Source organism: Telluria sp. LT1R51-2 (assembly GCF_059685775.1).
Window position 1 is genome coordinate 737,359 of record NZ_JCASIM010000002.1, and the last position, 13,400, is coordinate 750,758.

13 protein-coding genes and 1 tRNA gene are annotated in these 13,400 nt (G+C 66.5%); 2 read left to right on the plus strand and 12 right to left on the minus strand.

What is annotated here, in order from left to right; genetic code table 11:
- Positions 1–55: 55 nt before the first annotated feature.
- The 4 genes from AC56LH_RS21505 to AC56LH_RS21520 are packed head-to-tail and all read right to left on the minus strand — an operon-like array spanning position 56 to position 3,026.
- Positions 56–703 carry a BON domain-containing protein gene (locus AC56LH_RS21505; protein WP_499649520.1) on the minus strand — a complete coding sequence of 216 codons (648 nt, stop codon included), beginning with the start codon at positions 701–703 and terminating at the stop codon, positions 56–58.
- Positions 696–1,292, minus strand: coding sequence for a phosphoheptose isomerase (locus tag AC56LH_RS21510; protein ID WP_183555000.1), 597 nt, complete (start codon positions 1,290–1,292; stop codon positions 696–698). Before AC56LH_RS21510 ends, AC56LH_RS21505 begins: the two co-directional genes overlap by 8 nt.
- 56 nt (positions 1,293–1,348) lie before the next feature.
- Positions 1,349–1,708 (minus strand): YraN family protein, encoded by a 360-nt coding sequence (locus AC56LH_RS21515; protein WP_499649522.1) that lies wholly within the window; start codon positions 1,706–1,708, stop codon positions 1,349–1,351.
- 1 nt (position 1,709) lies between these two features.
- A complete protein-coding gene (locus AC56LH_RS21520; RefSeq protein WP_499649524.1) occupies positions 1,710–3,026 on the minus strand; it encodes a penicillin-binding protein activator in 1,317 nt (438 codons plus the stop codon).
- Positions 3,027–3,037: 11 nt separating this feature from the next.
- On the opposite strand from AC56LH_RS21520, the gene rsmI reads away from it, so the two are divergent.
- The gene (gene rsmI, locus AC56LH_RS21525) at positions 3,038–3,943 is read left to right on the plus strand and encodes a 16S rRNA (cytidine(1402)-2'-O)-methyltransferase (protein WP_499649526.1); all 906 of its coding nucleotides are present in this window, start codon (positions 3,038–3,040) and stop codon (positions 3,941–3,943) included.
- Positions 3,944–4,001: 58 nt separating this feature from the next.
- Positions 4,002–4,078: transfer RNA gene (locus AC56LH_RS21530), tRNA-Pro, on the plus strand.
- 96 nt (positions 4,079–4,174) lie between these two features.
- On the opposite strand, the gene AC56LH_RS21535 is transcribed toward AC56LH_RS21530, so the two are convergent.
- From AC56LH_RS21535 to AC56LH_RS21570, 8 genes are all read right to left on the minus strand, one after another.
- Positions 4,175–5,086, minus strand: coding sequence for a hydroxymethylglutaryl-CoA lyase (locus AC56LH_RS21535; protein WP_499649528.1), 912 nt, complete (start codon positions 5,084–5,086; stop codon positions 4,175–4,177).
- A 3-nt stretch (positions 5,087–5,089) separates the two neighbouring features.
- Positions 5,090–6,019, minus strand: coding sequence for a 2-hydroxyacid dehydrogenase (locus AC56LH_RS21540; protein ID WP_499649530.1), 930 nt, complete (start codon positions 6,017–6,019; stop codon positions 5,090–5,092).
- Between the two features lie 41 nt (positions 6,020–6,060).
- Positions 6,061–8,067, minus strand: a complete 2,007-nt coding sequence (locus AC56LH_RS21545; protein ID WP_499649532.1) for an acetyl/propionyl/methylcrotonyl-CoA carboxylase subunit alpha — start codon at positions 8,065–8,067, stop codon at positions 6,061–6,063.
- A gap of 112 nt (positions 8,068–8,179) precedes the next feature.
- Positions 8,180–9,205, minus strand: coding sequence for a biotin synthase BioB (bioB, locus tag AC56LH_RS21550; RefSeq protein WP_258837398.1), 1,026 nt, complete (start codon positions 9,203–9,205; stop codon positions 8,180–8,182).
- A 26-nt stretch (positions 9,206–9,231) separates the two neighbouring features.
- Complete coding sequence (gene bioD, locus AC56LH_RS21555) at positions 9,232–10,059, minus strand: dethiobiotin synthase (protein WP_499649534.1); 828 nt, start codon at positions 10,057–10,059, stop codon at positions 9,232–9,234.
- Complete coding sequence (gene bioF, locus AC56LH_RS21560; RefSeq protein WP_499649536.1) at positions 10,056–11,243, minus strand: 8-amino-7-oxononanoate synthase; 1,188 nt, start codon at positions 11,241–11,243, stop codon at positions 10,056–10,058. Before bioF ends, bioD begins: the two co-directional genes overlap by 4 nt.
- 4 nt (positions 11,244–11,247) lie before the next feature.
- Entirely contained in the window at positions 11,248–12,591 is a 1,344-nt protein-coding gene (bioA, locus tag AC56LH_RS21565) for an adenosylmethionine--8-amino-7-oxononanoate transaminase (protein ID WP_499649538.1), read from the minus strand.
- 15 nt (positions 12,592–12,606) lie between these two features.
- The gene (locus AC56LH_RS21570) at positions 12,607–13,392 is read right to left on the minus strand and encodes an enoyl-CoA hydratase/isomerase family protein (protein ID WP_499649540.1); all 786 of its coding nucleotides are present in this window, start codon (positions 13,390–13,392) and stop codon (positions 12,607–12,609) included.
- Positions 13,393–13,400 lie beyond the last annotated feature (8 nt).

Below are 13,400 nucleotides of genomic sequence, written 5' to 3' on the forward strand. Positions count from 1 at the left end.
GGCAGGGCCATTATAGCCCTGCCGCTTTTTTGCATGGTGCGGATGCACGCGGGGTTCAGGAACCCTGGGGTGCGTTCTGCGCGTTGGCCTGCTTGGCGCGTGCGTCTTCTTCGCTGATGTATTCGAAGATCTTCACCACGCTCGTCACGCCCGAGACGCCCTTGGCGACGTCGGCAGCGATATTGCCTTCGCGCGGGGTCACAAGACCCATCAGGTAGACCACGCCGCGTTCGGTCGTGACCTTGAACGAGATCGCCGACACGGTCTTCATGTCGACCAGGCTGGCCTTGACCTTGGTGGTGATGAGCGCATCGTTCGAGCGCGACGTGTAGCTCGACGAACCCGAAATCTTCAGTTCGTTGATGACCGACACGACGTTTTCAATCTTACGCACTTCGCGCTCGGCCGCAGCCTTCATGGCCTCGTCGCGTACTTCGCCGGTGAGCAGCACCTTGCGGTTGAAGCTCGTGACGTTGATGTTGCCGTTGCCATTCGTGACTTCGCGCATCTTGATCTCGGCCTTGACCGTGACCGACTTGTCTTCGGTCTGGGCGCCCAGCGTGCGGCGGTCGACCGCCGAGACGGCGCTCCCGATGCCGGCGCCGACGATCAGGCCGAAGCAGCCCGACAGCGATGCCAGCAGGGCCGAGCCCAGAACGACTTTCGTCAACAGCACGGCCATGGGCCGGCGGGTATTACGCATTCTCGTCTCCTCCGAACAGCGCGACGTCGATGCCGTCGCAGATGCAGTGAATGGCGCACAGGTGAACTTCCTGGATCCGCGCGGTGCGCGAATGCGGGACGTTGACGTGGACGTCGGCGTCGGTCAGCAGCTTGGCCAGCTGGCCGCCGTCCTTGCCTGTAAACGCCACGATGCGCATTTCGCGCTCGAGCGCCGCTTCGACCGCAGCGAGCACATTGCCCGAGTTGCCCGAAGTGGAAATGGCCAGCAGGATGTCGCCAGCCTGGCCGAAGGCCTGCACCTGCTTGGAATAGATTTCGCGGAAGCTGTAATCGTTGCCAACGGCGGTCAGGATCGACGTGTCGGTGGTCAGCGCGATGGCCGGGAGCGGGAAGCGCTCGCGTTCGAAGCGCCCGACCAGCTCGGCAGCAAAGTGCTGGCAGTCGGCGGCCGAACCGCCGTTACCGCAGGCCAGGATCTTGTTGCCATTGGACAGGGCGCCGAACATGAGTTCGACCGCCTGCGAAATGTGGGGAGCCAGGGTTGCAGCCGACCTCATCTTCAGGTCAGCGCTCTCCTGGAAGTGAGCGAGGATGCGTTGTGTATTCATAGCCGAGGATTATAGTGTAGTAGCAAGGCGCACTGGGCAAGGTCGGTAAAAATTGCTTACACTTCAATCACGTTCTGCAGCCACTCGATCTGTTCACCATCGATGGCGACCACGTCGAAGCGGCAGGGTGGCGTGACGGGAAAGCGCAGCAGGTAGACCTGGGCCGCGCAGACCAGGCGCCGGATCTTGGCCGGCGTGATGCTGGCCGCGGCGCCGCCTTGTCTGCTGCTGGCGCGCTGACGCACTTCCACGAACACAAGGGTGGCGCCGTCGCGCATGATCAGGTCGATTTCGCCGCCCTTGCAGCGAAAGTTTTCTTCCACCGGCGCCAGCCTGCGGCGGCGCAGATAGGCGCTGGCGGCAAGTTCATACTGGTGACCCTGGGCCTGCCGTTGTGACAGGCGCCCGGACCACATGTCACAGGCCGGTAGAGACCGCTTCGAATACGCGGCCGGTCACGGCGGCGCCATCGGCGCCAGGCATCGCATCACGCACGACGACGCCGGTTTCGACGCGGCGGAACGCACGCGCGCCTTGCCCCATGTCGATTGACAGACGACCCGTGGCGCCGTCGAGCTCGAATGCGCCGGAAGGACGCAGCGACAGTTCACGGGCGATGCGGTAGGCGTCGATGCCCAGGGCGTACAGGCGCTGCAGGTCGAGGCCCTGGCCGCCGCTGCTCCAGCTCGGGTAGCTTGCCACGGCCGGGTGATCGGCCTGCACGGTCCACGGCAGGTCGAGGATGCGCACGCCGACCAGCTCAGGCGGGATACTGGCCGGGTCGCGGCCCGGGTTGACCGAGGCCGTGCCATAGGTGGGCATTGAGGTGCCGAGCGCGCTGCGCACCTGGCGCAGGCTGTTGGCATCGAGCGCCGCATAGACCAGTTGCGGCGGCTGCGATTGCAGGCGCGCGCGCAGGTCGGCCAGTGCATTGGCGTCGACGTAGCCACCCGCATTGGGCAGCTCGACCGTGTTCTGGACGCGGCCCAGCTCGGACCAGCGCGCGCTGAAGGCGCCCGACAGGCGCTGCTGCCAGGTGGCGCGCCCGGTCAGCACCAGTGCCTGGCCGGATGGCTGCTCGCCCGCAGCCCAGTCGGCCACCTGGCGTGCTTCGTCTTCGAGCGAGAAGCCGATGACGAGCATCTTGGACGGCAGCGCAGACGCGACCTGCGGGTGGTTCAGCGCGATGGTCGGCTTGGTGACGGCGCCGCTCGTGGCCAGGGCCGCCACGGCAGGGCGCGCGAGCGGGCCGACCACGATGTCGTTGTCGGCGGCCGCCATGCGGTAGGCGTCGAGCGCGGCTTGCGACGAGTCGCCGGTGGGCACGAGGTTGACGGTGACGTTGCCGCGCTGCTGGTCGTACGCGGCCATGAAGCCGGCGCGCACCGCTTCGGCCGGCTGGGCCAGCGCCTGCGATTCGAGGGGCAACAGCAGCGCGACGCGGACGGTGGGGCCGCTTGGCGCCGCCGCGGCACTTGGCGTGCTGCCATCGGCGCTCGGCGGCAGTTCGACCGGACTGGTCTGGACACCGCTATCGGAACGCGGCGCAGGTGGTGTATAAGCAGAGTCGGCAGGTGCGGCAGGCGCACCACTTGTCACTGACGCGCCTGGGCTGCACAATCCGCCTGGCATGCCACAACCGGTATCGGGTGGCAAGGGCGTACTGCCGCACGCGGCCAGCAGTGTCGTGAGTGAGGCGGCAATCAAGCCCGTGAGATTTTTTTTCTTCAGCATCGGAACCCTATATGACAGAACAGCAGACCATCGACATCGCCCGACTTCCCGTCATGGGCGAGGCGGCCCAGCAGTCCTATCCTACCGCAACGCTGTATGTCGTGGCTACTCCGATTGGCAACGTCACCGACATCACCTTGCGTGCTTTACACCTGCTGGCCCTGGCCGACGTCGTCGCCTGTGAAGACACGCGCAAGACTGGCGCGTTATTGCAACGCTTTGGTCTTTCCAAGAGCACGATCGCGGCGCACCAGCACAATGAGCGCGAAGTGGCCGACAAGATTGTCGAGCGCCTACGCGCCGGCCAGCGGGTGGCGCTGGTGTCCGACGCCGGTACGCCGGGCGTGTCCGATCCGGGTGCGCGCATCGTCGATGCCGTGCGTGCTGCCGGCCTGAACGTGGTGCCGTTGCCGGGCCCGTCGGCGGCGATCACGGCGCTGTCGGCCAGCGGCCTGGTCAACGACCGCTTCCACTTTGTCGGCTTTCTGCCGGCCAAGGCCAAGGGGCGCGAAACGGCGCTGGCGCCCCTGACGCGCGAAACATCGACGCTCGTGTTCTATGAAGCGCCGCACCGGATCGTCGATTGCGTCGAAGCATTGACGGCCGCGTTCGAACCGACCCGCCAGGTCGTGTTTGCCCGTGAGCTGAGCAAGATGTTCGAAGAAATCCACCGCTGTACGCTGGGCGAGGCGCTGGCCTGGGTCAAGGCGGACGCGCACCGTGAGAAGGGCGAATTCGTCGTGCTGGTCGAGGGCGCAGTGGAAGCGAGCGACGCTGAAGACATCGAGGCCGAGCGCGTGCTGCAGATCCTGCTGACCGAATGCAGCGTGAAGCAGGCGGCCAATCTGGCGGCGCAGATCACGGGGCGCAAGAAGAATGCCTTGTATGAGCGGGCGCTGCAGATCCGAGGTGAGTGAGGATTTTGACGCGAAATCCTTGACCAAGTGACGGCAAGCCGGTATTATCTTGCTTCTTCGGAGTGTAGCGCAGCCCGGTAGCGCACCTGGTTTGGGACCAGGGGGTCCAAGGTTCGAATCCTTGTACTCCGACCAGCATTAAGAGAAAAGCCGACAACGCGAGTTGTCGGCTTTTTTCGTTGTGCGGCCGGTTTCCTTGAAACAGCCCCCGGCACACCGGGGGCCTGCAGGTCAACCGGCCCGTTTGGCCGCCAGCGCATTGCCGGCGCGGCTGATGCTCTTGCGGCCCAGCTGTGCTGATATAAACAGGCCGGCATCGACCACCTGATCGAGATCCACGCCCGTCTCGATGCCCAACCCCTGCATCAGGTACAGCACGTCTTCGGTCGCGACATTGCCGGTTGCGCCCTTGGCATACGGGCAGCCGCCCAGACCCGCCACCGATGAGTGGAAAATCGCCACGCCCACTTCCAGCGCCGCATAGATATTCGCCAGCGCCTGGCCATAGGTGTCGTGGAAGTGGCCGGCCAGCTGGCCCATCGGGAATGCCTGCGCTGCGCGCAGCATCACGGCCTGCGTCTGGCGCGCGGTCGCCACGCCGATCGTGTCGGCGATATCGATCTCGTCACAGCCCAGGTCACGCATGCGCGCCACGACGTCGCCCACGGCATCGAGCGACACGGCGCCCTGGTACGGGCAGCCGAACGCCGTGCTGATCGAGCCGCGCAGGCGCAGGCCGTGTTCCCTGGCAGCGCGCGCGACCGGCTCGAAGCGCGCGATTGACTCGGCAATCGAGCAGTTGATGTTCTTTTGCGAAAAGGCCTCGGACGCTGCGCCGAACACCACGACCTCGTCGGCCTTGCCGGCCAGTGCGGCCTCGAAGCCCTGCATGTTCGGCACCAGCGCCGAATAGATCGTGCCGGGCCGGCGCTCGATGCGCGCCAGCACCTCGGCGGAGGTTGCCATCTGCGGCACCCACTTGGGCGAGACGAACGCTGCCGCTTCGACATTGACAAAACCGGCGCGCGCCAGGCGCTCGACCAGTTCGATTTTTACGTCAGCGCCGAGCGCTTCTTTTTCGTTCTGCAGGCCGTCGCGGGGGCCGACTTCGACGATCTTGACCTTCGTTGGCAGGGGCATCATTTCTTAATATCCACGTTGGCGGTCGACGAGGTCGTCGACCGGTTGGCCGCGTTCGAGAGCGTCGATCTTGGCGACGATCTGGCGCACGGCGTCCTGGCGCATGGTGAGCGCCGAAATATGCGGGGTGAGGGCGATGCGCGGCTCGTTCCAGAACGGGTGCTGGGCCGGCAGCGGCTCGTGGCGGAACACGTCGAGCGTGGCGCCGGCAATGTGCCCGGAGCGGATCAGCGTCATCAGATCGGGTTCGGCCAGGATCGCGCCGCGCGAGACGTTGATCAGGTACGCGCCGGGCGCCAGCTTGCCCAGGTTGTGGCGGTCGAGCAGGTTGGTGGTCTCTGGCGTCAGCGGCAGCAGGCACACCAGCACGCGCGTGCCGTGCAAGAAGTCGCCGAATTGCGCCATGCCGGCATAGGTTGGCACGCCCGGGATGTCTTTCGGGCTGCGGCTCCAGCCGCGCACGGGAAAGCCGAAATGGCGCATCGCCTCGACCACCGGCATGCCCAGCCGGCCCAGGCCCATGACGCCGATTGTGAACGATTCTTTCGGATGCTGCGGCAGCGGATTCCAGGCGCCGTGCCTGGCCTGCTGTTCATATTCGTCGAAGCGGCGAAAGTACCGCAGCACTGCATGCGCCACATACTCGGCCATCTGCACGCCCATGCCGGCGTCGCCCAGGCGCACCAGCGGCACATCGGGCAAGGCGTCGCCAAACTTGAGCAGTGCGTCGACGCCGGCGCCCATCAGGAAGATCGCCTTGACGCTCCCCAGCTGGGCCAGCAGGGCGGGGGCCGGGTTCCACAGCACGGCGTAATCGCAGTGCGCCAGTTGCTCGCCTTCTTTCCAGATGACGGTCTGGGCGCCTGGCAGCACGCTGGCAAACGCGTGTTCCCAAGGCTCGCTGACGCCATCGCCCCGGTACAGGACAATCCGCATGTCTCCCCCTCATCGTGTAGGGTGGTTTTTATGGGTGTTGCTTACGCCGCCTTGAAGGCCAGCAGCGGCGCGCCGTCGGCAACCTGGTCGCCGACCTCGTACAGCACGTCCTCGACCACGCCGTCGCCCGGCGCGGCAATCGTGTGCTCCATCTTCATCGCTTCCATGATGACGAGCGGTTCGCCCTTCACCACGGTGGCGCCGGCCTGGACGAGCACCGCGACCACCTTGCCCGGCATCGGCGCCGTCAGGCGGCCGCCGAGCGTTTCGACTTCGCCGGCGTGGGCCATCGGATCATTGTACGTCAGCGTGAAATGCTGACCGCCGGTAAATACGTGGAACACATCGCCGTCGCGGCGCACGACGCCCTGAACGGCCGTCTCGCCAAGGCGCAGCGCCAGGTCGTCGCCGGCGTGACCGACGCGTTCCACGCGCTGCGCCTGGCCATCCAGGTCGATCTCGAGCCCGTCGCGGCGGTAGGTCAGGCCGACGCGGTAGGCGCCGAATTCGTCGGACCACGACAGCACGCGGCGGTAGTCGCCGTTCATGCGCCAGCCGCTGGCCTGGCTCCATGGATCGGCGTCGTTGGCCGCGTTAGCAGCGTTCTCGCGCAGCGCGAACACGGCCAGCGCGAGTGCGCCCAGCGGCGCCGGCGCGGCAGGCGGGAACAGCGTCGCGCCATGGCGCTCGATCAGGCCCGTGTCCAGGTCGGCCGTGGCAAACGCCTCGCCCTCGACCAGGCGTTTCAGGAACGCGATATTGGTGGCCAGCCCGACGATGCGGAACTCGCTCAGCGCCTGCGACATGCGCGCCAGCGCCTGGGTGCGGTCCGCGCCCCAGACGATCAGCTTGGCGATCATCGGATCGTAGAACGGCGAAATCGCATCGCCTTCGCGCACGCCGGAATCGACACGCACGGCGGCCGGATTGGCACCGTCGCTGCCCAGTTCGAACGCGACCGCACGCGGCACGTCCATATGGCGCAAGGTGCCGATCGACGGCAGGAAACCCTTCTCGGGATTTTCGGCGTACACGCGCGCTTCGATCGCGTGGCCGTGGATGCCCAGTTCATGCTGCTGTTTCGGCAGCGCTTCGCCAAAGGCGACCCGCAACTGCCATTCCACCAGGTCGGTCCCGGTGATCATTTCGGTCACCGGATGCTCGACCTGCAGGCGCGTGTTCATCTCCATGAAGTAGAACGAGCCGTCCTGGTTGGCGATGAATTCGACGGTGCCGGCGCCGACATAGCCGACGGCGCGCGCGGCGTTCACGGCCGCTTCGCCCATCGCGGCGCGGCGCTCCGGCGGCATGCCGGGGGCGGGCGCTTCTTCCAGCACCTTCTGGTGCCGGCGCTGCACCGAGCAATCGCGCTCGTGCAGGTAGACGCAGTTGCCCAGGCTGTCGGCAAACACCTGGATCTCGATGTGGCGCGGGCGGATCAGGTATTTTTCGACCAGCACCTTGTCGTCGCCGAAGCTGGAAATCGCTTCGCGCTTGCACGAGGCCAGCGCGCCTTCGAAGTCTTCGGAACGCTCGACCACGCGCATGCCCTTGCCGCCGCCGCCGGCGCTGGCCTTGAGCAGCACCGGGTAGCCGATGCGGTCGGCCTGTTCGCGCAGGAACGCGGGATCCTGCTCGTCGCCGTGGTAGCCCGGCACCAGCGGCACGTTGGCGCTTTCCATCAGCTGCTTGGCGGCGGACTTCGAACCCATCGCGCGCATCGACGATGCAGGCGGGCCCACGAACACCAGGCCCGCGGCCTGCACCGCATCGGCAAACTCCGCGTTTTCGGACAGGAAGCCGTAGCCGGGGTGGATTGCCTGTGCGCCGGTGGCCTTGGCGACTTCGATGATTTTCTGGCCGCGCAGATAACTGTCGCGGGCAGCGGCGGAGCCGATCAGGATGGCCTCATCGCAGACCGCGACGTGCTTGGCGCCGGCGTCGGCCTCGGAATACACGGCGACGGTGCGAATACCCATGCGGCGCGCGGTGGCGGCCACACGGCAGGCGATCTCGCCACGATTGGCGATGAGGAGTTTGGTGAACATGCGCGTTATCTTTCGCTTATGGTTGTTCGGGTGATGCTTGCGCGGCCGTGTCTCCCCGGCCGCGCGGGTCATGCGCTTAATACTGCGCTTGCTACTGCGCTGGGTACGATGCTTAGCAGCCGCAGGCTTCCTTCGGCGCCGAGTCCAGCGTCGCCGCGCGGGTCTTCAGGCCAAGCTTTTCCAGCAGCACGCGGTCATCGTCGGCCTCGGGATTTTCGGTGGTCAGCAGCTTGTCGCCGTAGAAGATCGAGTTGGCGCCGGCCATGAAGCACATCGCCTGCACCGCTTCGCCCATTTCACGGCGGCCCGCCGACAGACGCACGCGCGCTTGCGGCATCGTGATGCGCGCGACCGCAATGGTGCGCACGAATTCGATCGGGTCGAGCTTGTCCATGCCGTGCAGCGGCGTGCCCGCCACCTGCACCAGGTGGTTGACCGGCACCGATTCGGGATACGGGTTCAGGTTCGCCAGTTGCGCGATCAGGCCGGCGCGCTGCTCACGCGTCTCGCCCATGCCGACGATGCCGCCGCAGCAGACCTTCAGGCCCGCTTCGCGCACGCGGCCCAGTGTGTCCAGGCGGTCCTGGTATTCGCGGGTCGAAATGACGTTGTTGTAGAAGTCTGGCGCGGTGTCGATATTGTGGTTGTAGTAGTCCAGGCCAGCGCGCTTGAGCTGTTCGGCCTGGCCGGCTTCGAGCATGCCCAGCGTGGCGCAGGTTTCCATGCCCAGCGCCTTGACTTCACGCACCATCGTCTCGACCTTGTCCATGTCGCGCTCTTTCGGGCTGCGCCATGCCGCGCCCATGCAGAAGCGCGTGGCGCCGCTGGCCTTGGCCGCGCGCGCCGCGTCGAGCACCGTGTCGATGTCGAGCAGCTTCTTGGCTTCCACGCCCGTGTCGTAGCGCGCCGCCTGCGGGCAGTAGCCGCAGTCTTCTTCGCAGCCACCGGTCTTGATCGACAGCAGGGTCGCCAGCTCGACGTCGCCATCCGGGAAGTTCAGGCGGTGCGCGGTCGACGCGCGGTGCATCAGTTCGGTGAACGGCAGGTCGAACAGCGCGAGCACGTCGGCCAGCGGCCAGGTTGCATTCTCGGGCGGCTTGATGGCTGCCGTTGGGCGGTGCAGGGCGACAGTGTTCATATTGGTCATTTCGGTTCCTTCAAAAACTAGACCCGCGTGGACGGCCAGCCTGGCAGTCCGGCGAGGTCGATAAATTCGGCTGCCGCAGCAGCCGTCGGTTCGTTCAGGCGCGGCACGCGGCCCAGCAGCGGCGCCGGGATACGCTGGGTCAGCGCCTCGATGTTCTCTTGCGCAAAGCGCATGTCCGTGTCGACCGTGTTGGCGACCCAGCCGGCCAGCACCAGGCCGCGCGCCACGATCGCTTCGACGGTCAGCAGCGCATGGCTGATGCAGCCCAGGCGCACGCCGACGACGAGGATCACGGGCAGGTTCAGTTGTGCGGCCAGGTCGGCGCTGTCGAAGTCGTCGTTGAAGGGCACGCGAAAGCCCCCCACGCCTTCGACCACGACCGCGTCGGACGCGGCCTGGACCTCGGCAAAGGCGGCCAGGATCGGCACCAGCTCGATCGTTACGCCCTCGAGTGCGGCGGCGATGTGCGGTGCGGCCGGTTCGCGCAGCAGGTAGGGCGTGGTCAGCGATGCCGGCAGGTGCACGTTGCCGGCGGCGATCAGCTGGTCGGCGTCCTCGTTGTGCAGCGCGCCGTCGCGCAGTTCGGCACCGGCTGCAACCGGCTTCATGCCACAGGCGCGCTGGCCCGTGGCCACGAGCTTGTGCAGGATGGCGGCCGAGATCAGCGTCTTGCCGATCTCGGTATCGGTGCCGGTGACAAAGCAGGCAAAGCGCATTGGCAAATCGTCGGCGCGCAGTTCGAGTTCAGGTTCTAACACCGGCTCGTCGAGCTCGGTGAGGTCGACCTCGGGGTCCAGTACGGGTTGCACGATGACCGGTGCATCGGTTTCATTCAGATTGTTCATGGTGCGGCCTTTTCCAGTTCGTTGAGCGCCTGCGCCAGCCGCGCCACGTCATCCGTGGCATGGGCGGCGGACAAGGTCACGCGCAGGCGCGCGGTGCCGGGCGCCACGGTCGGCGGGCGGATCGCCGGCACCCACAAGCCCTGCGCATGCAGGCGGCTGGCGGCGTACAGCGCAGCGTCGTTGCTGCCGATGATGACGGGCTGGATCGGGGTGGTTGACGCTGCCAGTTCCCAGCGTTCCAGGCGCAGCGCACCGCGCAGCTGCTCGACCAGTCGTGCCAGGTGCGCACGCCGTTCGGCGCCCTCGTCACCGCCCATGATAGCAAGGCTGGCGAGCAAGGCGTGTGCAAGCGCCGGCGGGCAGGCCGTCGTGTAGATATACGGACGGGCGCGCTGGATGAGCAATTCGATCACGCTGGCGTGCGCGGCCACGAACGCGCCGCCGACACCGGCGGCCTTGCCCAGCGTGCCCATGTAAATCAGATTTCTTGAGCGCAGGCCGAAGTGTTCCAGTGCGCCGCGCCCGTTCTGGCCCAGCACGCCGAAGCCGTGGGCATCGTCAACCACCAGCCACGCGCGGTGGCGCTCGCATGCGGCCAGCAGCGCCGGCAGCGGCGCCAGGTCGCCATCCATGCTGAACACGCTGTCGGTGACGACGATCTTGGTGCTGGCGCTGCTGGCGGCCAACAGTCGTGTCAGCGCCTCGACGTCGCCATGCGGGTAGACCGTGACGCCCGCTTTCGCGAGCCGGGCGCCGTCGATCAGCGACGCGTGGTTCAGCGCCTCGGAAAAGATCATCGCATCGGCATCCAGACCCAGGGCGCTCAGGATCGCCAGGTTGGCCATGTAGCCGGTGCATAGCGTCAGCGCGCGCGCCTGCTCGAGGTGCGGCGCCATCCACTCGGCCAAACGCTCCTCAAGAAGATGGTGTGCGCGGCTGTGGCCCGACACCAGGTGCGAGGCGCCGCTGCCAGCGCCGTACAGCTGCGCGCCTTCGCGCAGTGCCTCGATGACTTGCGGGTGCGCGGCCAGGCCCAGGTAATCGTTGCTGCAAAAGGCCAGCAGGTCACGGCCGTCGACAAGCTGGCGCGGCGCGCAGGCGCCATCGGTGATGCGGCGGCGGCGCGTGAGGCTGCGCGCGGCCAGCGTGTCCAGCTGGCGGTCGATGGTGGCGATGAGATCCATCACATCACCCCGCGATGACCGATTCGAACGTCTTGATCGTGCGCGCGGCCAGGCCCGCGACTTCTTCTTCGTCCAGCACGTACGGCGGCATCAGGTACACGGTGCGGCCGATGGGGCGCAGCAGCAGTTCGTTCTCGGCCGCCGTCGAAAAGAAGCGGCGTGCAAAGGTCGAGGCAAGATCGGTATCCGGTTCGATGGCGTCGAACGCGAAGATCATGCCGCGCTGGCGGAAGTGGCGCGTGCGCGGATGGTCGGCCAGTGGCGCCAGCGCCACCGTCATCCTGGTGGCCAGCTCGCGGTTGCGGTTCAACACATCGTCTTCTTCGAAGATGTCGAGCGTGGCCAGCGCCGCGCGGCAGGCCAGCGGATTGCCGGTGTACGAATGCGAGTGCAGAAAGCCGCGCGTGATGTCGGTGCTGTAGAAGGCCTGGTAGATGTCGTCGCGCGTGAGCACGAGCGAGAGCGGCAGGTAGCCGCCGCTGATGCCTTTCGACAGGCACAGGAAGTCCGGCCAGATGCCGGCCTGCTCGCAGGCGAAGAAGGTGCCGGTGCGCCCGCACCCGACCGCGATCTCGTCGGCGATCAGGTGCACGCGGTGCTGGTCGCACAGGTCGCGTAAGAGCTTCAGGTACAGCGGGTCGTACATCGCCATGCCGGTGGCGCACTGCACCAGCGGCTCGACGATGATGGCGGCGATCTTGTCAGCGCGTTCTTCGAACAGGGCCTTGACTTCAAGGATCGCGCGCCGCGCGACGTCCTGCGCCGTCTCGCCTTCGAAGGCGTTGCGGGCATCGGGCGCGCTCACCACGTGCGATGCGCGCAGCAGCGGGCCGTAGGCATCCTTGAACAGCGGCACGTCGGTGACCGATAGCGCGCCGATCGTCTCGCCGTGGTAGCTGCCCTGCAGGCAGACGAATTCCTGTTTGGACGACTGGTCCGCATTGCGCCACGCGTGAAAGCTCATCTTCATCGCGATTTCCACGGCCGATGCGCCGTCGGAGGCGAACGTGGCGTGGCCCAGCGCGTGGCCGGTGAGCGCCGTCAGGCGTTCGGCCAGCTCGACGACGGGCGCGTGCGTGAAGCCGGCCAGCATCGCGTGTTCGAGCTTGTCCAGCTGGTCCTTCAGCGCGGCATTGATGCGCGGGTTCGCGTGGCCGAACAGGTTGACCCACCACGAGCTGATGCCGTCCAGGTAACGCTTGCCGTCATAGTCGTACAGCCACGGCCCCTTGCCATGGCTGACCGCGATCAGCGGCACCTCTTCGTGATGCTGCATCTGGGTGCAGGGATGCCAGACGCTGCGCAGGCTGCGCGCGATCCAGTCGGAGGAGGTGGTTTGCTGCTTCACGATAAAGTTCCAATACTAGTTAATCCATGTCGGCTTGCGCTTTTCAAGGAACGAGGCCACGCCTTCGCGGCCTTCGTTCGATGCACGGATCGCGGCGATGCGGCCAGCTGTGTCAAGCAGCAGCGCGTCGTCGACCGGCTGGCCGACGATCTCGCGCACCAGCGTCTTGGCCTGCCGGACGGCGTGCGGGCTGTTGTTCACCAGCGCCTTGACGATCCCGGCGACAGTGGCGTCGAGCGCTTCCGGCGCCACGACCGCGTGCGCGACACCGATGCGCTGCGCCTCGGCCGCATCGAACCGTTCGGCCGTCAAGAAGTAGCGGCGCGCCGCCTGTTCGCCCATCGCCTTGATCACGTAAGGCGAGATGGTAGCCGGAATCAGCCCGAGCTTCACTTCGGACAGGCAAAAACCGGCTGTGTCGCTCGCCACGACGATGTCGCAGGCGGCCACCAGGCCCATGCCGCCGGCGTAGCAATCGCCCTGCACGCGCGCGACCACCGGCTTGGGACACAGGTAGATCGTGCGCAGCATCACGGCCAGGCGCATGGCGTCGGCATGGTTCTCGTCATGCGAGTAGCCGGCCATCTTCTTCATCCAGTTCAGGTCCGCGCCGGCGCAGAACGACGGGCCGTTGGCGGCCAGCACGATCGCGCGCACGGCGTCGTTGCGGCCGAGTTCACCGAACACGCGCACCAGTTCGGCAATCGCCTCTTCGTTGAACGCATTGCGCAGGTCGGGGCGGTTCAGCGTGACGGTGGCGACCTTGTCGGCGACGGTCACAAGCAGGGTGTCATAAGTCATCGTCATCC